The sequence below is a fragment of the Hyphomonas sp. UBA4505 genome, assembly GCF_002388685.1.
Classification (GTDB): Bacteria; Pseudomonadota; Alphaproteobacteria; order Caulobacterales; family Hyphomonadaceae; genus Hyphomonas.
Window position 1 is genome coordinate 990,254 of sequence record NZ_DGMZ01000012.1, and the last position, 22,150, is coordinate 1,012,403.

23 protein-coding genes are annotated in these 22,150 nt (G+C 58.8%); 13 read left to right on the top strand and 10 right to left on the bottom strand.

Features of this window, described 5'->3' with window-relative positions:
- The first annotated feature begins 4 nt into the window (after nt 1-4).
- From rsmG to B3527_RS13930, 3 genes are read left to right on the top strand one after another with little or no spacing between them, the layout of a single operon-like run.
- Nucleotides 5-628 (top strand): 16S rRNA (guanine(527)-N(7))-methyltransferase RsmG, encoded by a 624-nt coding sequence (gene rsmG, locus B3527_RS13920; protein WP_290480264.1) that lies wholly within the window; start codon nt 5-7, stop codon nt 626-628.
- Nucleotides 615-1,427, top strand: a complete 813-nt coding sequence (locus B3527_RS13925) for a ParA family protein (protein WP_034813061.1) — start codon at nt 615-617, stop codon at nt 1,425-1,427. Before rsmG ends, B3527_RS13925 begins: the two co-directional genes overlap by 14 nt.
- Before the next feature lie 5 nt (nt 1,428-1,432).
- Nucleotides 1,433-2,350 carry a ParB/RepB/Spo0J family partition protein gene (locus tag B3527_RS13930; RefSeq protein WP_206991718.1) on the top strand — a complete coding sequence of 306 codons (918 nt, stop codon included), beginning with the start codon at nt 1,433-1,435 and terminating at the stop codon, nt 2,348-2,350.
- 3 nt (nt 2,351-2,353) lie between these two features.
- Here the strand turns inward: B3527_RS13930 and holA are convergent, their stop codons facing one another.
- From holA to B3527_RS13950, 4 genes are read right to left on the bottom strand one after another with little or no spacing between them, the layout of a single operon-like run.
- Nucleotides 2,354-3,388: a DNA polymerase III subunit delta gene (gene holA / locus B3527_RS13935; protein WP_290480265.1), complete on the bottom strand. Its 1,035-nt coding sequence runs from the start codon at nt 3,386-3,388 to the stop codon at nt 2,354-2,356.
- Entirely contained in the window at nt 3,388-3,858 is a 471-nt protein-coding gene (lptE, locus tag B3527_RS13940) for an LPS assembly lipoprotein LptE (protein ID WP_206991720.1), read from the bottom strand. The genes holA and lptE overlap by 1 nt, the downstream gene beginning before the upstream one ends.
- A complete protein-coding gene (gene leuS, locus B3527_RS13945; protein ID WP_290480266.1) occupies nt 3,855-6,422 on the bottom strand; it encodes a leucine--tRNA ligase in 2,568 nt (855 codons plus the stop codon). The genes lptE and leuS overlap by 4 nt, the downstream gene beginning before the upstream one ends.
- Before the next feature lie 37 nt (nt 6,423-6,459).
- Entirely contained in the window at nt 6,460-6,888 is a 429-nt protein-coding gene (locus B3527_RS13950) for a DUF3576 domain-containing protein (RefSeq protein WP_034813069.1), read from the bottom strand.
- A gap of 105 nt (nt 6,889-6,993) precedes the next feature.
- On the opposite strand from B3527_RS13950, the gene B3527_RS13955 reads away from it, so the two are divergent.
- Together B3527_RS13955 and B3527_RS13960 are read left to right on the top strand one after the other, a co-directional pair.
- Nucleotides 6,994-8,175, top strand: a complete 1,182-nt coding sequence (locus tag B3527_RS13955; RefSeq protein WP_290480267.1) for a porin — start codon at nt 6,994-6,996, stop codon at nt 8,173-8,175.
- A gap of 76 nt (nt 8,176-8,251) precedes the next feature.
- On the top strand, nt 8,252-8,701 hold the full coding sequence (locus tag B3527_RS13960; protein WP_206991723.1) for an NtrZ family periplasmic regulatory protein: 450 nt from the start codon (nt 8,252-8,254) through the stop codon (nt 8,699-8,701).
- On the opposite strand, the gene B3527_RS13965 is transcribed toward B3527_RS13960, so the two are convergent.
- A complete protein-coding gene (locus B3527_RS13965) occupies nt 8,698-9,321 on the bottom strand; it encodes a thiamine phosphate synthase (protein WP_290480268.1) in 624 nt (207 codons plus the stop codon). The genes B3527_RS13960 and B3527_RS13965 overlap by 4 nt on opposite strands.
- 4 nt (nt 9,322-9,325) lie before the next feature.
- Here B3527_RS13965 and B3527_RS13970 point away from each other — a divergent pair, with 4 nt between their 5' ends.
- On the top strand, nt 9,326-9,994 hold the full coding sequence (locus B3527_RS13970) for a YggS family pyridoxal phosphate-dependent enzyme (protein ID WP_290480269.1): 669 nt from the start codon (nt 9,326-9,328) through the stop codon (nt 9,992-9,994).
- Here B3527_RS13970 and B3527_RS13975 read toward each other — a convergent pair.
- Complete coding sequence (locus B3527_RS13975; protein ID WP_290480428.1) at nt 9,991-10,494, bottom strand: L,D-transpeptidase family protein; 504 nt, start codon at nt 10,492-10,494, stop codon at nt 9,991-9,993. The genes B3527_RS13970 and B3527_RS13975 overlap by 4 nt on opposite strands.
- Before the next feature lie 103 nt (nt 10,495-10,597).
- Between B3527_RS13975 and B3527_RS13980 the strand changes: the two genes are divergently transcribed.
- On the top strand, nt 10,598-11,284 hold the full coding sequence (locus B3527_RS13980; protein WP_290480270.1) for a response regulator transcription factor: 687 nt from the start codon (nt 10,598-10,600) through the stop codon (nt 11,282-11,284).
- Here B3527_RS13980 and B3527_RS13985 read toward each other — a convergent pair.
- A complete protein-coding gene (locus tag B3527_RS13985; RefSeq protein WP_206991728.1) occupies nt 11,281-12,084 on the bottom strand; it encodes an exodeoxyribonuclease III in 804 nt (267 codons plus the stop codon). The genes B3527_RS13980 and B3527_RS13985 overlap by 4 nt on opposite strands.
- Before the next feature lie 281 nt (nt 12,085-12,365).
- The gene (locus tag B3527_RS13990; RefSeq protein ID WP_290480271.1) at nt 12,366-13,025 is read right to left on the bottom strand and encodes a LolA family protein; all 660 of its coding nucleotides are present in this window, start codon (nt 13,023-13,025) and stop codon (nt 12,366-12,368) included.
- A 242-nt stretch (nt 13,026-13,267) separates the two neighbouring features.
- On the opposite strand from B3527_RS13990, the gene trxA reads away from it, so the two are divergent.
- The 4 genes from trxA to B3527_RS14010 are packed head-to-tail and all read left to right on the top strand — an operon-like array spanning nt 13,268 to nt 15,423.
- Nucleotides 13,268-14,158, top strand: coding sequence for a thioredoxin (trxA, locus tag B3527_RS13995; RefSeq protein WP_290480272.1), 891 nt, complete (start codon nt 13,268-13,270; stop codon nt 14,156-14,158).
- Between the two features lie 55 nt (nt 14,159-14,213).
- Nucleotides 14,214-14,864, top strand: a complete 651-nt coding sequence (locus B3527_RS14000; protein ID WP_290480273.1) for an LON peptidase substrate-binding domain-containing protein — start codon at nt 14,214-14,216, stop codon at nt 14,862-14,864.
- Nucleotides 14,865-14,872: 8 nt separating this feature from the next.
- On the top strand, nt 14,873-15,121 hold the full coding sequence (locus B3527_RS14005) for a Trm112 family protein (protein ID WP_206991730.1): 249 nt from the start codon (nt 14,873-14,875) through the stop codon (nt 15,119-15,121).
- A complete protein-coding gene (locus B3527_RS14010) occupies nt 15,118-15,423 on the top strand; it encodes a DUF971 domain-containing protein (RefSeq protein ID WP_290480274.1) in 306 nt (101 codons plus the stop codon). Before B3527_RS14005 ends, B3527_RS14010 begins: the two co-directional genes overlap by 4 nt.
- Here B3527_RS14010 and B3527_RS14015 read toward each other — a convergent pair.
- On the bottom strand, nt 15,420-16,658 hold the full coding sequence (locus tag B3527_RS14015; protein WP_290480275.1) for an FAD-dependent monooxygenase: 1,239 nt from the start codon (nt 16,656-16,658) through the stop codon (nt 15,420-15,422). The two genes, B3527_RS14010 and B3527_RS14015, sit on opposite strands and share 4 nt — an antisense overlap.
- 214 nt (nt 16,659-16,872) lie before the next feature.
- Here B3527_RS14015 and B3527_RS14020 point away from each other — a divergent pair, with 214 nt between their 5' ends.
- Nucleotides 16,873-18,252: an ammonium transporter gene (locus B3527_RS14020; protein WP_290480276.1), complete on the top strand. Its 1,380-nt coding sequence runs from the start codon at nt 16,873-16,875 to the stop codon at nt 18,250-18,252.
- 83 nt (nt 18,253-18,335) lie between these two features.
- Here the strand turns inward: B3527_RS14020 and B3527_RS14025 are convergent, their stop codons facing one another.
- Nucleotides 18,336-19,343 carry a fasciclin domain-containing protein gene (locus B3527_RS14025; protein ID WP_290480277.1) on the bottom strand — a complete coding sequence of 336 codons (1,008 nt, stop codon included), beginning with the start codon at nt 19,341-19,343 and terminating at the stop codon, nt 18,336-18,338.
- Between the two features lie 272 nt (nt 19,344-19,615).
- Here B3527_RS14025 and B3527_RS14030 point away from each other — a divergent pair, with 272 nt between their 5' ends.
- Entirely contained in the window at nt 19,616-22,081 is a 2,466-nt protein-coding gene (locus B3527_RS14030) for a DNA translocase FtsK (protein ID WP_290480278.1), read from the top strand.
- The last annotated feature ends 69 nt before the right edge of the window (nt 22,082-22,150 follow it).

The following is a 22,150-nucleotide window of genomic DNA, read 5'->3' on the forward strand; positions in this document are numbered from 1 at the left end:
ACTCATGATGAATTCCGAAGATCGCGCGGCCTTTCTGGCCGAATTCGATGTTTCACGTGAAACATTGGAAAGATTGGACGCCGTGATCTTAACTCTCGACGCGTGGCGGCAACGCTCCAATCTGATTGGACCGCGTGAGTGGCCGCAGATATGGGGTCGGCATGTGGCTGATTCCTACCAGATTCTGCCGTTTATTCCGGAATCAACGCGGATCGTCGATCTCGGTTCGGGTGCGGGATTTCCCGGATTGATCATTTCTGCGGCCCGACCACAGAGTCATGTGACCATGATGGAAAGCGTCGGGAAGAAATGCGCCTTTCTCCGCGCCGCTATCGGCGGTGCTGGTCTCAGTGCGTCGGTTTATCAGGGCCGGATTGAGGCTGCGCCGAATTCCACCGCGGATATTATCACTGCGCGGGCGTTTGCGCCCCTTCCAAAACTGCTCGACTACGCCGCTCCCTGGATGGAAAACGGTGCAACAGGGGTTTTTCTAAAGGGCGAACGCTGGAAAGAAGAATTGACGGACGCCCAACAAAGATGGAACTTCGCCTATGAGGCGATTCCAAGTCGCACTGGTGGGTCAGGCGTGATTTTGATCGTGAGGGAGCTCAAGCGTGGTCAGCGGTAAACCTAGAATCTTTGCAGTCGTGAACCAAAAGGGCGGGGTCGGGAAGACAACGACGTCCATAAATCTCGGCACGGCGTTGGCGGCCGTGGGCCGGCGCGTCCTGATTGTCGATTTCGATGCGCAAGGCAACGCCTCCACAGGACTGGGTATTGAGCGCCAGGACCGGCATCAGACATCCTATGATGTTGTCGTGGACCGGATCCCGCTGGAAGAAGCGGTTCTGTCAACGATTGTGCCGCGTCTTGACATTGTTCCGGGCGATGAAAACCTCTCTGGTGTAGAAACCGAACTGGCCAATGACTCTCACCGGTCCTACAAATTGCGCGACGCGCTGCATGATTATGTTCAGCGGTCTGTCCAGGGCGGACTGGTCCAGTATGACTATATTCTGATTGATTGCCCGCCATCGCTGTCCTCGCTCACTTTGAACGCGATGACGGCCGCCGATGCACTTCTGGTTCCGCTACAGTGTGAGTTCCTGGCGCTGGAAGGCCTTAGCCAACTGCTCCGCACGGTGGAAGTTGTGCGCTCTGGCCTCAATCCCAATCTCGAAATCCAGGGCGTCGTCCTGACCATGTATGACCGGCGAAACAATCTGTCCGACCAGGTCGCCGACGAAGTGCGAGCCTTCTTTGGCGCCAAGGTCTACAATACGGTCATACCGCGGAATGTACGCCTTTCCGAAGCGCCATCTTTCGGCAAGCCGGCCTTGTTGTATGACTATCGCTGTCCAGGTAGCGAGGCCTATATCCGTCTCGCATCCGAAGTCCTTCAAAGAGAGAAAGCCCGCGCGGCCTGACCCATATGAGCGACGATACCAAGAGCAAACCTTCCCGTCTTGGACGCGGCCTGTCTTCCCTGATTGGGGAAGTGGAGGCTGTCTCTCCGCCTGAAGCACGCACTGCAGGTGGGAGTAAGGGCAGCTCCAACGAAATCGCGATCGACAAGATTCGCCGAAATCCGAAACAGCCTCGTCGGACCTTCGACGAGGCCGCCCTTCAGGAACTCGCGGAATCACTGAAATCCAAAGGCGTTCTCCAGCCTATTCTGGTCCGTCCGGATCCCAAGGAAAAGAACGAGTATCAGATCATAGCGGGGGAGCGTCGGTGGCGCGCCGCCAAGCTGGCCGGTCTGACCAGTATTCCCGCTGTTGTACGGGATACCGACGAGTTGGAACTACTCGAGATCGGCATCATCGAGAATGTTCAGCGCGCAGACCTCAACCCAATTGAAGAAGCTGAAGCCTATGAGGCGCTGATGAAGCGCTTCGGTCGAACTCAGGACAGTCTTGCCACAAGCGTCGGCAAAAGTCGGGTTCACATCACAAACACCCTGCGCTTGCTGCAATTGCCAGAAGGCGCTCGAGAGTATGTTCGTGATGGCAAGGTCACGGCGGGACACGCGCGCGCGGCGCTGGGTGCGCCCGATCCGGAAGCGCTGGTGGAGCTTGCTGTTGAGAAAGGTCTGACGGTTCGCGAGGTCGAAGCGCATGCCAAGGCTGCTCGCGAAGACACGCCCGTTGAAACCAAATCCGCCCGACTCAAGTCAGAGGAAAAGGATGTCGACACCGAAGCCCTCGAGGCGGATCTCTCCCGGTCCATCGGACTGGATGTAGACATCCGCCACGGCAAGAATGGCGGCGAGCTTCGCATCAAGTATCGCGACCTGGAACAACTTGACGACGTCTGCAGACGTCTGACCGCCAAGCGCAATATTCTCTGAACGTCAGCTTGCTATTTCGGCGGCGCGGGCGATTTCATTCATCAGTACACGGATTACTGGGTCCGCACTGCCTGAACCGGACTTGGCTTGTTGTTCTGCTTCATAGATCCGTTCCATCACCCGCATCAGCCGCTTGGTCGGCCACTTCCTGAGGCGCGCGCTGAACAGGCCCCATTCGCTTTGCCAAACGGGCGGCCGGAGTTTCATGCCGGGATTCGATTGGCCGGATGCAAGCCGAGACTGAGCGTCCAGCATGCGCATGGTTTCGAACTGAAGTGAACGCAGGATGGAAATCCCACTCGTGCCCGCAACAGCCAGTCGGTCGAGTGTGGTATGGACGAGCGCCGGTTTGCCATCGAGCGCTGCGCGAATGGCGGCTGAAAGATTGTGATCCACATCGGTAGCGGACAAGGACCGGATATCATCCACATCAAGCGGTCGGCCCAGACCGCGTGCATAGAGGGCGAGCTTCTCGATCTCCGAGTTGGCCAGATTGCGATGGCCCGGCAGGTCGCCCACAAACAGTGCGAGCGCCTCGGGTGTGATCTGGACACTTTCGGACTTCAGCGCATCCTGAACCCGTTTTTCAATATCGCCCGCTTCGTCGGCGAACAGTTGCAGGCAGGCGGTCAGTTGGGCGGTTTCTGCGGCGGCGCGCAATTTCGAGCGCTTCTGCAGGCTACCAGCTTCGATTATCAGGCGGGCGGAATAATAGCCCTCCTGCGATTCACCTTTCTGAATGGCCTCTATCAACAGGGCGGCAATCTTGTCGCCGCTTGTCCGAACGCGGATGACGCGAGGGTCTCCCAAGAGGGATACCGCTTCGAGTCCGTCGAACAGGAGTGATGGGTCCTTCTTGATGGAGTCATCATCCAGTGTGGTGACATCCATATTGGCGCCTTTCGGCGTCCAGGCTTTGATCAGGGAAATCGCGGCATCGGAGGCGAGGCCGGAATCTTCGCCGAAGGCCAGCACAGCCCAAACGGATGGTTTGGGCTTGCGGGCAAAATCACTCGCCTGTTTGCCCTTGAACAACATTATTCAACCGACAATTTGCGCCGCAGGTCGTCCACGATATTCTTCGCCAAGATGCCGGCCGCTCTCTCCGAGGCGCTCTTTTGGGCTGCTATGTCTCCATAAGTGCTGCTCGGTACCGCAAAACTGACTTCGCCAACAGCGTAGCCGGTCAACCGTTCTTGGCCTTGAGACAAAGCGTAACGGCCCGACAAGGTAACATTTGATCTCGCCGCTGCGCCGTCTTGCTGGAATGCCAACCGTGTCAGATTTTCTTTCACCGTAATCTGGAGCGAGGCAGCCTCTGTCACGTTTGGCAATCCGATCGCCAACTCTTCCTGCAAGGCCCGGCGCAAGATGTATCCCGATCGGCCATCGATGGGTTCGACCGTGATGGCGCCGCCATAAGTGGCGCCCGCGCCCGTCGCATAGACCGGTTTGAATCCGCACCCGGCTATGAGGGCGAAGGCGACAAGAGCGAAGAACTGTTTCATGCCACCACGATATTCACGATGCGGCCGGGCACGACAATGGTTTTCTTCACGGACTTGCCCTCAATGAAGCTGGCTACATCCGCATGGGTTTTCGCAACGGCTTCGACGGAATCCTTGTCCATACTCTTCGGCACGGTGATTTCCGCGCGGCGCTTCCCATTCACTTGAACCGCCATTGTGACCTCATCATCCGCCAGCAGGGCGGGGTCCGCCACGGGCCAGGGCGCTGAGGATACGAAGGCAGGTTGGCCCAGTCGTTCCCAACAGGCCTCGGCCAGGTGCGGTATGAACGGTGTCACACAGCGGGCCAGCATGGAGGCGCCTTCAATACGCGCGCCTAACACGGCGTCGCCAGCCGATTCAGCCTTTTTCAAAGTGGTGACCCATTCATGGATGGTGGCTACGGCAGAGTTGAACCGGAATTCCTCGATTGCCTTGTCGATGGCTGCGACGGCCTTGTGGTTCGCTTTCCGCAGCGCTGTGGAGTCGGCATCCTCGCCAGCGGCAGTGCTGGTATCCTCTGGCAGGGCATCGAACACGCTCCACAGGCGCTGGGCAAACCGCGACGCGCCTTCAACGCCGGACTGGGTCCACTCGACATCTCGTTCCGGCGGGGAATCTGACAGGACGAACCAGCGCGCGACATCCGCGCCGAACTGGCTGATGATAGCATCCGGGTCGACCGTATTCTTCTTGGACTTCGACATTTTTTCAATCGGACCTGCCGTCGCAATCGCGCCGGTGGCGGTCTCGATCCAGGTATCGCCATCGCGAGCGACTTCATTCGGCTCCAGCCACTTTCCGGCCGCTGACTTGTAGGTCTCGTGCGTCACCATGCCTTGCGTGAAAAGACCGGCAAACGGCTCGCCATTCGGCAAGTCCAGCAGGCCGACATCGCGCATCGCCTTGGCGAAGAAGCGCGCATAGAGCAGGTGAAGCACCGCATGCTCTACGCCGCCAACATATTGGTCGACCGGCATCCAATAGGCGCGCTCTTCCAGGTCGTTTGTGCTGGCAAAGCGGGAATAGTACCAGGAGCTGTCGACGAACGTGTCCAGCGTGTCTGTCTCGCGGCGGGCGGCCTTGCCGCATTTCGGGCAATCGACATGTTTCCAGCTTGGGTGGCGCTCCAGCGGATTGCCGGGCTGGTCGAAGGAAGCCTCGTCCGGCAGTTTCACCGGCAGATCGGCTTCCGGCACTGGCACGATGCCACAGTTTTCACAATGGATGACCGGGATTGGGCAGCCCCAGTAGCGCTGGCGCGAGACGCCCCAGTCACGAAGGCGATAGTTCACCTTGCCTTCACCGAGCCCCATGGATTCGATTTTTTCAATGGCGGCGCGCTTGGCGTCATCAATCGCCATCCCGTCAAGGAAGCCGGAATTGAAGATGCTGCCGGGGCCGGTATAGGCCTCGTTTTCAACATCGAACGTGGCAGCGTCAGCGTCGGCCGGCAGCACAACGGGCGTGACGCTCAGGCCGTATTTCCGGGCAAAATCGATATCGCGCTGGTCATGCGCCGGGCAGCCAAAAATCGCGCCGGTGCCGTACCCCATCAGCACGAAGTTCGCGACCCATACGGGCAGGGTCTTCGTGTCGTCGAAAGGGTGTTTGACGGTCAGGCCGGTATCGAAGCCAAGCTTTTCGGCCTTTTCGATGGCCTCTTCGCTGGTGCCGATCTGTGCGCATCTTGCGCGGAACGCTTTCAACTCATCCGATTGCTCCGCCATTTGGACGGTCAGCGGGTGATCTGGTGACAGGGCAATGAAACTCGCGCCGAACAACGTGTCCGGACGGGTCGTGAAGATCTCGATGCCTTCGCTAAATCCGGATGGCGCGGTGCCATCGAATTCGAACCGCATCTGGAGTCCTTCCGACCGGCCGATCCAGTTCGCCTGCATGGTGCGCACCTTTTCAGGCCAGCGCTCCAGCTTTTGCACTTCGGTCAGCAGGTCTTCGGCATAGTCGGTAATGCGGAAGAACCATTGCGTGAGCTCGCGCTGTTCCACCAGCGCGCCCGAGCGCCATCCGCGCCCGTCGATGACCTGTTCATTGGCCAGCACCGTATTGTCGACCGGGTCCCAATTCACTTTCGAGGCCTTGCGATAGACGAGGCCCTTTTCCAGGAATTTCAGGAACAGACCCTGCTGGGCGCCGTAATATTCCGGGTCGCAGGTCGCGAATTCCCGGCTCCAGTCGAGCGACAGGCCGAGCTTCGAGAACTGGGCCTTCATCGAGGCGATATTCTGATAGGTCCATTCGCCCGGATGAACATTGCGCTCCATGGCAGCGTTCTCGGCCGGCATCCCGAACGCGTCCCATCCCATTGGATGGAGCACATTATAGCCCTTGGCGCGCTTGTGGCGGGCAACAACATCGCCCATCGCATAATTGCGCACATGGCCCATGTGCAGCCGCCCGGATGGGTATGGGAACATCTCCAGCACATAGGCCTTGGGCGCATCGCCCGCCTCTGCTGGAGATTTTGCGTGAAAGAGTGCGGCCTTTTCCCAAGCTGCACGCCATTTCTGTTCCGCGATTTGCGGATCGTAACGGGTCGCCATGCCCCTGACCTTTCCGGATTATTGGTTCAGCCGGAGCTTAGCCCAGCTGGGAGTTCTTCAGCAGTCGTGCCCGATCCAGAATCTTGTTCTCAAGCTGGAGTGCGGTTTCCGGATCAACGACAGCATCGGTCCACTCGCCGGCTTCGCTCTTTTCCTGACGGAACACGGAAACTTTCACGCCATCTGCACGCAAACGCGTATCAAGGATGTAGACCGTGACTTTGACGCGTTCGTTTGGCGCGGCGGCATATGCCTTCCAGTCATACGTGATCAGGCCACCGATAGGGTCGGCCGTTGCCACCGGAAGATCATCGAACGTGTCGAGCGAGGCGCGCCAGAGATATGGATTCACGCTGCCGATATTTTGCTGGATCACGCGGGCTTCGGCGTTGCCGCCCGATTTGGACTGGCAGCCTGAAACCATCAGCATGCCGGCAATCGCCGCAGAGAAAACATATTTGACCATGAAGAAAGTTCCTGAGTGCAAGACCTTGTTGACGGCGGTTTGTATAACAAGGGGTTTACGGGCTCGCCAGTGCTGATCTGCGTGTCGCCCCCATGGAGGACCGGTATGAAATTCGCCCAAATCTCCGTTCTCGCTTTGGCGCTTGCCGGCCCCGCCGCGCATGCGCAATGGGAGGACGACTGGAATCCGTGGGAAACCGAAACCGATCTGGGTGCCAGTCTGGTAATGATGCCGGAGGCTGACGAGCAAATTCTGGCGCGTACCTGGGCTGGCGTATCGACCAATCGAATCCTGGATAGCGGCCTTGAAATCGGCGCTGCCGGTCGGGCTGAACTTCAGAAGGACCACTCCCAACGGGCCGGATTCAGCGGTGTACCGGTCGGTATGGAGGGGAGCGGTCTGGGGTTGCAGGGCGCGTTCACTGGGCTGGCAGTCGGCGTTCCGCCAAATGACACCGAAACCCGAGCCGAAATTGAAACGGCTTACATATATGTCGAAGGTGGCTATGGGCAGCTCCGGTTGGGGCGGGACCTGGGCGTTGCGGCGCGTTTTCAGGAAGGCGCACCCTCCGTTTTTGATACGCTTGCCAGCGGTCGTCAGGTGTTGGACCCAACAGGGTTGGACATGGTTACGACACGGCATGACCTGACGGGGCCGTCGGTGAAGCTTTCTTACGCGACACCTCGTCTGGTGGGAGTGCGCGCGGGTGTCAGCATCACGCCCAAGGCGGATGTCCGCGGCCTCGACCGGGATGCTGACCGTAATCTGCCTGGCGCTGCACCCCTCACAATCACCAATGCGGTTGAAGGGTCCATCAATGCCTCGCGCCTTTTGCGCAGCGCGGGCGTAAGGCTGAGCGGTGCCCTTGCAGCAAGTACCGCAGAGATTGAGACGCCGCCCTACGCATCGGATTTGTATGACCGGGTCACGACCTGGTCAGTGGGGACAAAGGCGGAATTTGACACGATATCCATCGGTGCAACGTGGCTCGTCTCCGACAATGGCATCAAGACGGGGGGTGACTATGAAGCGTGGACTGTGGGTCTGACCAAGTCGGTGGGCGATTACCTGATAGGGGCCGAATACGGATTCGCGGAAGATGATCTGGCAGGCCTGGAGGGAGAAGCATGGAAATTGGGCGTCTCGCGAAATGTCACAAAACATGCAAGATTCACCCTTGGATACGCGGACAACGGCCTGAACCTGTCGCCAACTAACGCTTTTGGCGTTTCGGCGGGTAAAAATTCCCCTGAGGGGATTGTGATAGAAATCACACTATCGGACTAGAATAGCGGGTCTTTCAGATTCTTAATCTTCTCTTTACCTGCCCCTCCGACTATTTCTGGGAGCAGAGGTAAATTCGATGAAGCTGGGCTTTGCAACTTTCGTGATCGCGCTAACCGCGCTGGCTTTGCCAGCCGCGGCGCAAGATGACGTGTCTGCACCCGCCATGGAAATGGCAACGCCCAGTATATCTGAAACCTCCGCCGCGCAGTCCGAATGGTATCGTCAATTCGCTCAGGCCAAACCCGCTAGCACCGAATCTGTCTGGCAGGCCCAACCTGACCGCGAATTCTCAATGCAGTTTGGCGGCAATGCCCGTTGGCAACTGAACCTCGACAAGGTCTCCCGTACAGACCTTTCTCCGCTACCGCGTGAAGAAATGCAGGCGGGTGCGACCTTCAAGATTACCCCGCGATTCTCGGTTGGCGGTGAAGTCAGTGTTGGCACGGACGAGTTGAATGACACCTCCACATGGGAGTCTCGCGAAGTCGAAGCGGGTATCCGGCTGAAGTCTGCCTTCAAATTCTAGGATCTGAACGGGTCCCTTATTCCTTCAATCGCTGCCAGGCCTGCTGCATCGCTTATGCTGGCGGCATTGCGCGAATTGATTCCGCCCAACCCGTAGATTGGTAACGCGCTTTGCCGCGACAGGCAGCGTAACGTGTGTGGCCCCATGGGCGCCGCGGCGGAGGGACTATTGGATGGGAACACTGTAGACACCAGTGCCGCATCGAACACGCTTGCATCAATCTTTTGCAATTCGGCGCGGCCATGAGCGCTTATGCTCATCAGATCGAACCGGTCGCGCCATTTGCGGGCCTCGTGTCGCCGGGCATACGGCCAATGCACGCCCGCTGCGCCAACTTCGATTGCCAGGTCCGGATCGGCCGAAACCAGCAAGGCAAGTCCGCGCTTGTTTGCGATGTCTGCAAGTTGGCGCGCCTGCCATACACTGTGCCGTGCCCCGAAGTGACGGTAAAGAATGCCCCAGCCTGCGGGAAGGTTTTCTGCAACTGAAACCGGGTCCGGTGTCCGTTGCGGATCGGTCAGGAAAAGGGCGGGTGGCAACCAGGATGGCAAATGCCGCCGCGAGCGTCTCGCCGCAGAGATCAGCTTGCGTCTTGGCTCGTCTTGGGGTTTCTGCGCCATCAAGATGACTGATACGGACTTCCCCGGAATTGCCAAGCGCCGCGCCGAGATCCTCGGCGATCTTGCTGCTATTGCTGAAACACCGCCCATGCTTGTGGCTGTGACGAAAACCCAATCCGATGCGGCACTGGAAGAGATCCTCGCGGCAGGGCACCGCGTCTTCGGAGAAAACCGCGTACAGGAAGCATTCCAGCATTGGGAAACAAGGCGGGCGGATTATCCGGATCTGGAATTGCGGCTGATTGGCCCTTTGCAATCGAACAAGTCCGAAGACGCGGTAAACCTGTTTCATGTCATAGAGACGCTCGACCGACCAAAGCTTTGCCGCGAACTTGCCAAGGCCGAACAGAAGTCTGGTTTGAAACGGACTTATCTGATCCAGGTGAATACCGGCGAAGAGCCGCAGAAGGCCGGGGTTGCCCCAAGAGACGTCGAAGCGCTGCTCCGCGTGGCGCGGGAGCAAGGACTGGATGTGACTGGTCTGATGTGCATCCCCCCGGTTGATGAGCCGGCTGGTCCCCACTTTGCCCTGCTGGCCAAGATCGCCAGGCGTCTCGAACTCCCCCAGCTCTCCATGGGCATGAGCGCAGATTATGACATCGCTACGCGCTTTGGAGCAACGCATGTGCGGGTTGGGTCTGCCCTGTTTGGCCCGCGTGCCTCTTCTGCCTAGAAAGAGATTTCGATCTCGGCGCCCGGCACCATTAATTCCAGCAAGGTGAGCAAGTCATTCTGCTCGAGCGCAATACAGCCTTCGGTCGGCTCGAAATTCGGCCGGGCCAGATGCATGAAGATCGCGCTGCCAAGGCCCGGCTTCACCGGATCATCATTGTAGCCAAGTTCGACAATCACATCATAGACATGATCGTCGCGCCATAATTTTTCATGGCTTGCCGAAAATGGCAGGGATACAGGCCGGTTGTAGAGGCGGTGATCCGGCGCATCGCACCACCCATCATAAGGTTTCAACGGCACCAGGGGGAGGCTGGTGACGGGCGGGTCCAGACGGTCCGGCCTGAAGAAGACATTCCGCACCGGCCATGTGCCAGCCGGAGAGGCCCCGTCGCCCTCGCGCTTTTGCGATGCCTTCACCACGCCGCCTTTGCCCAGGACGCACCGGGCCGTAAAGCCCGGCCCCGAAAACTTGCCGGTTTGCGTTGCGGTGAATTTCATGCTCACGGACTGCTCCCACACTTGTGATTGCGCGTTAGGCAAAGTCATATGGCATTTGACAGCAGCCGCAATACACAGCGACGACCGAAATTAGGAGACGCCCGTGACAGGTAACAAGACGATCCTGCTGGTTGACGATGACCAGGACCTGCGCGAAGCGCTCGCCGAGCAATTCGACTTGCACGATGGCTTCACCACATTGCAGGCCGCCAATGCGAACGAGGGCATCACTCACGCGCTAGCCCAACGAATCGACCTGATCCTGCTCGATGTCGATATGCCGGACATGGATGGCCGCGAAGCCTGCAAGCAAATGCGCCAAAAGGGCGTGCGTGCACCGATCATCATGCTGACGGGACAGAATGGCGATGCAGATACGATACTCGGCCTCGAATCCGGCGCGAATGACTATGTCACCAAGCCCTTCAAATTCTCTGTTCTGCTGGCGCGGGTACGTGCGCACCTGCGCAGTTTCGAACAGTCTGAAGACGCGACCTTCCAGGTCGGGCCTTACGAGTTCCGCCCATCCATGAAATTGCTTGTCACGGAAGATGGCCGAAAGGTGCGCCTGACGGAGAAAGAAACCAACATCCTGAAATATCTCTACCGCGCACAGGGCAAGCCGGTCGCACGGGACGAGTTGCTGTCAGAAGTCTGGGGCTATAACGCGACGGTCACCACGCACACGCTGGAAACCCATATCTACCGCCTGCGTCAGAAGGTCGAGCCTGATCCGGCACACGCACGCCTGTTGCTGACTGATGCTGGCGGATACCGCCTTCAGCCCTAGACTTTCATCTCAACGCTGATGGGCGCGTGATCTGAGGGTTTCCAGCCGCCGCGCCAGGCAAGATGGACGCGGTATGTGTCCAGCTGCGTGTCTGGCAGGGCAGCCGGGTTCATCCAGATATGATCCAGCCTGCGGCCCCGATTGCTCTTGGCCCAGTCTTTCGCGCGATAGCTCCACCAGGAATACAGTTTCTGATGATCATCAACGGCCAGTCGGCCGATGTCAGCGAACCTCGCCTGACTGCGCGAATCTTCCAGGCGTTCTGTCTCGCCCGGCGTGTGCGAGATGATCTTCAACATCTGTTTGTGTGACCAGACGTCATTCTCGTGCGGCGCGACATTGAGATCGCCGACCAGAACACGCGGTGTTGTGGTCTGCTTCTTATAGCCAGGTCCAAGCCGCTCAAGGAAATCCAGCTTGTGCGCGAACTTGTCGTTCGTGTCTGCATTCGGTTCGTCGCCGCCAGCCGGCAGGTAGATATTGTGGATTTCGACGCCTGCCACTTTTGCTGCGATCACACGGGAATGCCCGTGGCGGCACAGATCTGGGGCCTCGATACGTTCGATCGGCAGGCGCGAAGCAATGGCCACGCCGTGATGACCGCCTTTCTGACCGTTCAGGACCAGATGTGGCAGACCCATTTCCCGAAAAGCCTTTTCAGGAAATTCCCCGTCCTGGCATTTGGTTTCCTGCAGACAGATTACGTCCGGCTGCTCAGCGGCGACGAAGGCTTCCACATTGGGGGCGCGCAGGCGGACCGAATTGATGTTCCAGCTGACGATCTTGAGTGAATTTGACATTCAGGCTGCGTAACAGTGTTTCCAGAAACGTCAACGCGCCCGAGCGCGGGGAAGCTCGGACGCGTCAGACGCTTGCTTTGCACGTCTCGCCGGGAGGGGAAGGCTCCGACGGTGACAACGCATCTGGTCGCAGCGGGGGGTCAATTGCTGCGCGGGGTAGCTGCGTCGTCCACAGTTGCAAAGATGTCACTCTCACAATTAAATTCAAGTGAAAATTGTGTTATATGCTTGGCTGTGTCGTCTGGGGTCCAGTTTTCCGGCGCCAGCGGTCAAGTTCGACCTCAATTCTCGTCAAAATCCTTCATTACGAATAGGCGTGGGTTCAATCGTTTGCCCGATTCCACATTCGTCAGTTGTACGGAGGTGGGGTTTCCGCCGCTATCCATCGTGCGCCATCCGGTCAGCGACATATCACTTTCCATCAACAGCAGGGTCAGCGTGCCGTCCATTTCACCGGACTTGTCCCGAAGTGTGATTTCGACCCGACCATTGCGGTTTTGCACGTCGAGCACGTCGGCTTCGGTGGCAAAATCGATGTCGTCATCCAGCAACAGGGCGAGCGGGGTCGTGCCGAGGGGGACGCGATCCGTGGTTTCCAGTTCGGAATCCTGAAGCGCCACAGTTGTTCCATCGCTTACGACGAGAAGCGGGCTTGGGGCGTCATATTCAAACCGCACCTTGCCAGGTCGCGAAAGGGCGAACCGTCCAGTTGATTCAGTATAGTCAGGCGCAAGTTGTTCAAACGTACCGCTTGCGGTCTCCACAGCGGCCAGCGCGGCCGAGGCGCGTTCCAGCAGGTCGGCGCGTTGTTTGTCTGTCAGGCCAGCAGGCTGAGCGACTTGCGGAGCAGGGGCTGCGGCATCGGTGATCTGCAGGCCCATTGCGAAGGGGGACGTGGCGATCGCGGTGATTGCGCCAAGGCTTGCCAGGAAATTCAACATTGTGCGGTCTCCTCAATTCGTTGACCAATGGACCTACACTTAAGCGCGACAGGCTTGCAGAAACAGGGCGCGAAAAAGGTATTTTCGTCGCTTTTCGTTGCACCGCATTCAGCTTCACCCAATCGCATGTCCAGATTGACTGCCAGATGAACGCGCACAGCCTGTTTGGTGTCAGGACCGCGCCTTGCGAAAAGCGGGTCTCCAGCCCATGTTCCCTGCAGATATTCAAGGAACACGCTCACATGACTGAAATGGCTTCGCTTCATACCAAAGACACAACCGACCAGGATTTCATGGCCGATGTTGTGGAGGCGTCCGAGCAACAGCCCGTAATCGTGGATTTCTGGGCGCCGTGGTGCGGACCGTGCCGGACGCTTGGGCCGATCATCGAAAAGGCGGTCGAGTCCCGCAATGGCCAGGTCAAGCTGGTCAAGATCAATATTGATGAAAACCCGGCCTATGCCGGGCAGCTTGGCGTACGTTCCATTCCGGCCGTCTATGCGTTCGACAAGGGCCGCCCGGTCGATGCCTTCATGGGCGCACTGCCGGAAAGCCAGATCAATGCGTTCGTCGAGAAGCTGCTGAGCGGAACCGATGCCGGCAAGATGATTGCCGAGGCATTGGAACAGGCTGAAGCGGCTAGCCAGGCAGGCGATATTGGCACAGCGGCGCAGATCTATGCGGCTGTCATTCAGCAGGAGCCAGAAAACGTCACAGCGATCGCCGGGCTCGCTCGCTGTTACCTCGCCAATGGCGACAAGGAACGCGCCACAGTGACGCTCGATATGATCCCCGAGGACAAGCAGAATGACAGCGCCGTCAAAGGCGTCCGCACCGCCATTGAAATGATGGGCGATTCGGCGGCTGAACCAGACGAGTTCGAAGCGGCGCTTTCAGCCGTCCTTGCCAATCCCGATGACCATGACACGCGGTTTGAGTTGGCAGAGAAGTATGGCGCGGCTGGCCGGTTCGGGGATGCGATTGATCATCTGCTGATCATTCTCGGACACAAGCTCGACTGGAGCGAAGGCAAGGCCAAGGAAAAGCTGCTACAGATGTTTGAGGCGGCAGGCGCGACAGACCCGGCAACCGTCAGCGGTCGCCGTCGTCTTGCATCGCTGATGTTTGCCTGAGGGAGCATTCGCTCCACATCTCTTTTCAGGCCGATCCAGAAAGAGACGCAATCCGATGACCCAGCCGAGCTTCACGCGTATTTCCGAACTGCCGGAACAGCTGGCGATCTTCCCCCTGCCCGGCGCGCTCCTGTTTCCGCGCTGGCAGTTGCCGCTGAACATTTTCGAACCGCGTTACCTCAACATGATTGATGATGTCATTCAGGGCGACCGCATGATCGGCATGGTCCAGACTATCGGGGGCACACGAGCTAAGCCGGATATTGCGCAAACCGGGTGCGCGGGACGTATTACGGCCTGGTCTGAAACAGGGGATGGTCGCTATCTGATCACGCTGTCGGGAATTGCGCGGTTTGATGTCTCCAAAGAGCTTTCGGTGATGACGCCCTATCGGCAGGTGACGCCCGATTGGACGCCCTATGCCGAAGACCTGAAAGATGTCCCGCCTGCGCGCTTGCCGGACCGCAAGCGTCTCGTCGGTGCGTTGCACGACTATACCGAGACACACGACATGGCGACGGACTGGTCTGCAGTGGAAGAAGCCCCGCTCGAAACTCTGGTGAACGCGCTTTGCTCGGGATGTCCATTCTCCGTGATGGAGAAGCAGGCGCTCGTTGAGGCGCCCACCTTGAAAGATCGCGCGGAAACGCTCATCACCCTTCTGGAAATGGATGTGTCCGGCCAGGATGGCGGCACGCTGCAATAGGGGCGTTCATGTCTGAAGATACCGGGAAAGAAATTGGCGCGCCGCGCAAGGGCCCGTCCGGGGTTGATCCTCGCTTGCTGGAAATCCTGATTTGCCCGGTCAGCCGCCAGCCGTTGAGCTATGACCGCGCCGCCGACGAGCTGGTCTCGCCAAAGGCGCGGCTGGCCTATCCGATCCGCAATGGCATTCCGATCATGCTGGCGGACGAGGCGCGCGATCTGGACGAAACCGCTCCTCACGATGAGCCCGGCGCATGAGCGATCCATCCTGGCCTGCTCGTCTGGCTTTCCGGAAATCCGCACAGGAATTATTTATCGAATTCGACGACGGCGTATCCGGCGTCATCGGCTACAAACGCCTGCGCGAGGAAAGCCCGTCAGCGGAGGTCCGCGGTCATGGCAGCGGTCCACGCCCTCCCCAGCCGCCGGTGCCGGACGACATCTCCGTGCTCGGCGCCGAACCGGTCGGGCGCTATGCCGTGCGCATCCAATTCTCTGACGGACATGATTCCGGGCTGTATACGTGGAAATTCCTGCGGGAACTGGCCGTGCCAGCCTAACGCATCAGGCTTGGCAGGTGATCCTGATCCGCGCTGGCCTGGCGGGCCATGGCTCGCCTGAGTGGAGTCACCCGTTGCGCCAGTGTCAGGGCCAAGCCCCGCAGAGGCTTCAGCAGATTACTGTCATTGGTAAAGGCCCGGTCAATCCCATCCATGAACATCGCCGCGGCCGTTGCATCAAACCGGCGCCATTTTTCATAGCGCTCAAGGCTGACATCCGATCCCGGATCAAGGCCGACGTCGCGAGCGTCGCACATAACATCAATCAGCGCGCCGACATCCTTGAAGCCGAGATTCAGTCCCTGCCCGGCGAGCGGATTGATCCGGTGCGCGGCATCGCCCACGAGCGCTGTACGCGGGCCAACCATGCGCGTTGCCAGCTGCATGACGAGTGGATAGGCCGAATACGGTCCGTCGATCTCCATGGGGCCCGCAAAATCTGCAAAGCGCGCATTCAGTTCGGCATTGATGTCCTCGACAGACATGGCCGCGATGGCTTCGGCCGCGCCGCGTTTCATGTACCAGGCAAGATTCGCCCGATTGTCCGGCATCGGCAGGGTCGCAAAAGGTCCTTCCGGTGTGAACAGCTGGCGCGCAATGCCTCCATGAGGGCGGTCCAGCTTCACATTGGCGGCGAAGACGGACTGATTGTAATCATGCCCTTCGGTCTGGATCCCGACGGCGCTTCGCACGGATGATTTCATCCCGTCACATGCGGCAACCAGCCGGGCGTGGATTTTGCGCCCATCAGAGAGAGTCAGGCTGGCACTAGCGGGACCGATCTCCATCGACTCGAACAGCTTGCCCTGCACCCACTCTATTTCACCCGCCTTCTCGCAGGCATCGTCCAAGGCGGCCTGAAGGTCAGCGGCCGGAACCATCTGTCCAAGGGGCTGGCCATCGGGATCATCCGGCAGGTCGTCATTGCCAAACAGCACTCCGGGCACGCCGAACCAGTGGGTTCCGCCGTCGATCGCTTCCAGTCCGTTCAAAGGCTCGGTTGATCCGCGCATTGCGTTGGTCACACCTGCCGCGTCCAGCAGCCGCCAGCTGCCGCGTACGATGGCAAAGGTCCGGGTGTCCTTGCGTACCGGAGCATTCGGGTCCCGAGCGTCAACAAGTATTACAGAAAAGCCCCGTTGCGCGGCCAGAATGGCCAGTGTGGTGCCGACCGGTCCGGCCCCCACAATGGCAAGGTCATACACGCGGTCAGACTGAGCAGCTGTTTTGGTCATGGTCTTTAGCTAAGTGCCCTCCTGCCAATCGTCCAGCGATGATGGAGATTTAGGCGATTCGCCGCATCACTGCCCATGCTTTGACCATGCCTTACCTGAAAAACCGGTCTGCCCCCATGGTGGTGCGACATTCCCTCAAGCTCACAATCATATCGGTTCTGGGAGAGCACGGGGGGTCCCGAGCTCTGCAGTCTCGTGACGAAGGAGGGGCCAGATGGGCCAACTACTAAAAAATACCATACGCGGAGCAGCGCTGCTGCCAGCCGCACTATTGGCGGGGGCAGCCGCCTACGCTCAGGATGCAGACATCGAGGCGCGGCTTGCCGCGCTGGAAGAGGGCGTAGCGGGAAGCGCCAGCGCCTATGTCGACAACAGCTACCTGTTTCTGATCGGCGGTATCATCGTGATGCTGATGGCAGCAGGTTTCTGCATGCTCGAAGCAGGGCTTGTGCGTTCCAAGAACGCCGCCATGCAGTCCACCAAGAACGTCGCACTCTATTCCATTGCCGGTCTCATGTTCTGGGTCGTCGGCTACAACATGGCCTATCCGGCTGAATCGATTGGCGGCCTGCTCGGCACCACACCCGGACCTTGGGATGGTGGCGATCTGAGCGTCGAAAGCGACGCAGGCTATGCCCCGGCCTCCGACTGGTTCTTCCAGATGGTGTTTGTCGCAACAGCTGCGTCCATCGTATCCGGTACAGTGGCAGAGCGCGTGAAGCTCTGGCCTTTCCTGATCTTCACCGCAATTCTTACTGCTTTCATCTATCCGGTCGTCGTGTCCTGGGAATGGGGTGCAGGCTACCTCGATTCCGCATGGGGCTTCTCTGACTTCGCTGGTTCTACGCTGGTCCACTCGACCGGTGGCTGGGCAGCGCTCGCAGGTGCCATCATCATCGGGCCTCGCATCGGCAAGTATTTCGGCAAGCAGGTCAATCCGATGCCGGGCAACAACATCCCGCTCGCCGCACTGGGTACATTCATCCTGTGGTTCGGTTGGTTTGGCTTCAACGGTGCGTCCCAACTCGCAGCCGGTACGGCCGCAGACATCAACTCCGTGTCGCAGATCTTTGCGAACACAAACCTCGCAGCAGCGGGCGGCGTGATGGCGGCGATGTTCACGACTGCCATCCTCTACAAGGGCAAGGTCGACGCGACCATGGTGTTCAACGGTGCTATCGGTGGCCTCGTGTCCATCACGGCAGAACCGCTTGCACCAAGCATGCTGGCTTCGGTCCTGATCGGTGGTGTGGGCGGCGTCCTGGTCGTGATCTTCGTGCCACTGCTCGACAAGCTGAAAATCGATGATGTGGTCGGCGCTATTCCGGCTCACCTCGTTTGCGGCATCTGGGGCACGATGATCGTTCCATTCTCCTACACGAACGCCATCGCGCCGAATGAAGCGGGTGACCCAAGCTATCTTGGCCAGCTGGTTGGTGTGGTTCTGACCGGTGTCTTCGTGATGATCGCCTCTTCGATTGTCTGGTACATCCTGAAACTCACCATCGGCGTGCGTCCGACGGCCGAGGAAGAAGAGATGGGCCTCGACAAGGCAGAAATCGGCCTCGAAGCCTATCCGGAATTCGCGAACTAGGTTCATAAGAGTACCCAACGAAAAGCCCCGGCAGAGCAATCTGTCGGGGCTTTTTATTGGTCTTTGCGGGGCAGGATCAGTCCTTAGGACTCATCATCCGGCATGATCACTGTATCGACGGCGTGGATAACACCGTTGGAAGCCTGGATATCAGCCGCCACAACCGTGGCATTGTCGATCATCACGCTGTCGTCCGTCTTCGTGACGGCGACGTCAGAGCCAGCCAGCGTAGCGACATTCATTTCGCCATTGGCGATATCGCTGCTCAGGGTTTCGCCTTCGACCACGTGTGCTTTGAGGATTGCGGTCAGTTTGTCATTTGCTTCACCGGATTTCAGCTTTGAAACCAGCTCGGGGTCGAGCTTTTCAAAAGCCGCATTGGTCGGCGCAAACACTGTGTATTTGGTGTCGCTATCCAGTTCACCGGTCAGGCCAGCCTGCTCTACAAGAGCGACCAGGGTTGTGAAGCGAGGATCTTCCGAGGCGATATCGGAAATCGTGCCCTTCATGGCGAGATCAGCCATGGCCTCGGTCTCTGACGCATAGTCCGGGCCGCCCATACCGATTTCGGGCTCTACTTCCATATCAGTCTCTGCGGTTACCGAAGCGTCCATATTTGCTTCAGCGGAGCCATCAGTCGTCACGTCAGCAGATTGCGTCTCGTCCCACTCATAGGATTTCGTGTCGCCTGCCGGGTCTGTCTGTTCCGGATTGGTAATAGCGGGATCATATGTTTCTGTGGCACCGGTCGTCTGCTCAGCCTCCATTTCCGCGTTCGTGGTCGTGTCAGCCTGTGCCATCACCATTGTGTCGTCGGATTCAGCAGAAGTCTCTTCAGGTACATCCATATCGGACTGGACAGTGAAGAGGACATCGCTGGTGGCGTCGGATGCCGCCGGATCTTTCAGAACCTTCAGTTGAAGTGCGTTCAATTCGTCAATCGACAGCTCGTCAATGTTTTGAACATCAGAACTTTCTTCCATTTCGGCGGAGGCGTTAACGTCCATGTCGGTTGTGTTAGGTTCCTGCGCGGTTGCGGCCATACCCGTTAACAGGGCGATGGTTGCGGGGATAATCAGTGTGCGTTTCATATCGAGCTCTCCTTTGGTGTTGGTCTCACGCAATCAATGAGGCCGTGGAGGCTCTGGTTCCTTATATTACGGAGAATACATACGCGTGCGGATACGGGATCAGCCTGGCTGATTCAGATCAAATCGCGACGGTTTGCTCGTTTTGAGCCCGTTTTCGCGAGGTCCAAAAGATTAACAGCCTTCCTGCAGAAGTTTTACCGGCATTTGCCGGGCGTTAAGCGTATTGGGTCAAAGTGAGGGCTCCCGCGACACAAGTGGAGCAGCCCCACCTCATGACAGACTATGTTTATACCGAAGACGATATCCCGAGCGTCAGCGACCCGGTCTGGCGGATTCTCACAGGGGCAGCGGCATTCGGAATAGGCGTCTTCATATGTGGTAGCGTAGGGTCCTACATGCCAAGCGATCCGAGCTGGAACGCCGCCACAGATGCAGAAGTCCAGAATCTGTTCAGTGGCCCTGGTGCCATCTTCGCGGACTTGTCCCGTCAAATGCTTGGCTGGTCTGCCTGGGCAGCGGGTCTTGCCATGATGATCGGCGGCGCCATGCGCACCGTGCTGATCGGCGTGCCGCGCGTGCGCCGCTGGATGACGGGCCTCGCTTTCGTTCCACTGTCGGCCGCCTTCTTTGCCGCCTGGCCTGTGCCGGAAAGCTGGCCATTGTCGGCGGGTCTTGGCGGCGTCGTGGGTGATGCGCTCTTCTATTATGCCTCCATGCCGTTCCGCGCGCTGCTGCTGCCATCTCCGAACACATGGGCGGGCGCCGTCCTGGGCGCGGCCTCCGCTTGGGCCGCCCTGTCGGCACTGGGTTTCCGACGCCGCGACGCACACCTTCTTCATCAGGCCGCGACCAAGTCCGGACGCCATGCCGCACGTCAGGCCACCGGCATTGGTGGGTTCCTGGTTTCGGTTGTGTCCTTCCTCAAGCCGAAGCCGCGCGATCTGGATGACGAAGAGCTGGACGCAGATCGCGATACGGGACGCGCACGCGTCATCAAGGGCGACGACGAATATGTCGACGCAGACTCCTATGATGTCGACTATGATGACGAAGACGAAGTCTATGATGAGGAAGACGAGACGTCATTTGATGATGAAGACCTGTATGAAGACGAAGATGACGGGATCGCGCCGATTCAAACGCGTCGCCTGTCCGTACCCGTCTCCAAGCCGAAACTGCCAAGCCAACCCCGTGTGACGAAATCGGACCGCCGCCGCAAGTCCACGCGCCTGCCCTCGATCGACTTGCTCCAGATGCCGGAAGAGCGCGGCGATACGGTGGACGAAGATGCACTGCTCGAGAAGGCTGCGCGCCTGACCGATGTTCTGAAGGAATTCGGTGTACGCGGCCGCATCAAGGAAGTGCGTCCCGGCCCAGTCATTACACTGTTCGAAATGGAACCAGCTCCGGGCGTCAAATCTTCCCGTGTGATTTCCCTGGCGGACGACATTGCCCGCTCGATGAGCGCGATCTCTGCCCGTGTGGCGGTGGTTCCCGGCAAGAATGCGATTGGCATCGAGCTGCCAAACGAAGACCGTGACACGGTTTACCTGCGCACGCTGCTTCAGGCCGAAGCCTATGTCGGCACACGGGCCAGCCTGCCAATGGCGCTCGGCGAAGACATTGGCGGCGTGCCAACCGTGGTCGACCTTTCCAAGATGCCTCACTTGCTGATCGCGGGTACGACGGGTTCGGGTAAGTCGGTTGGCGTCAACGCAATGATCCTGTCCCTGCTCTATCGTCACTCGCCGGAACAGTGCCGTTTTATCATGATCGATCCGAAAATGCTCGAACTGTCGATCTATGAGGGCATTCCACACTTGCTGGCGCCGGTTGTGACGGATCCGAAGAAGGCCGTGAACGCCCTGCAGTGGACCGTCCGCGAGATGGAAGGCCGCTATGAGCTGATGTCAAAAGCGGGCGTCCGTAACCTCGCTGGCTTCAATGACAAGGCCGCCAAGTACCGTGCCAATGGCGACGAACTTGTCCGCAAGGTCCAGACCGGATTTGATGAGCGCGGCAAGCCAATCTACGAAACAGAATCTCTGCCAACGGATCATATTCCGAATATTGTTGTTGTCATCGACGAGATGGCCGACCTGATGATGGTCGCAGGCAAGGAAATTGAAGGCTGTGTCCAGCGCCTCGCTCAGATGGCCCGTGCGGCTGGTATTCACTTGATCACGGCAACACAGAGACCATCCGTAGACGTTATTACGGGTACGATCAAAGCGAACTTCCCGACACGGATCTCCTATATGGTCACGACCAAGATCGACTCACGGACGATCCTGGGCGAACAAGGCGCCGAACAGCTGCTCGGTATGGGCGACCTGCTCTATCAGGCCCCCGGCAAGAAATCCCAGCGCCTTCATGGCCCGTTCGTGTCAGATGAGGAAGTCGGCTCGGTCGTTGACTGGCTCAAGGAACAAGGCGAGCCCGACTATGTCATGGATGTGCTCGAAGCGCCCGAAGATGGCTCAACGGGGTCTGCCGTCATGGATGCCATGCTCGGGACGAGCACCGGCGACGAAGACGACGATCTCTATTCCCAGGCGCTTGCCATCGTCGTCCGCGACCAGCGCGCCTCGACCTCCTATCTGCAGCGCCGCCTCAAGATTGGCTACAACAAGGCTGCAGGCGTAATCGATCGCCTCGAAGAAGAAGGCGCGATCTCTGCGCCGAACCATGCCGGCAAGCGCGAAGTTCTCGCAAGCGCGCGGCCAAGCCCCGAATAGATCCCACGAGCTTTGGTGGGAAACAAAGGACGAGCCTCCATCCGACGCAGAAGCGGGTGGGGGCTCATT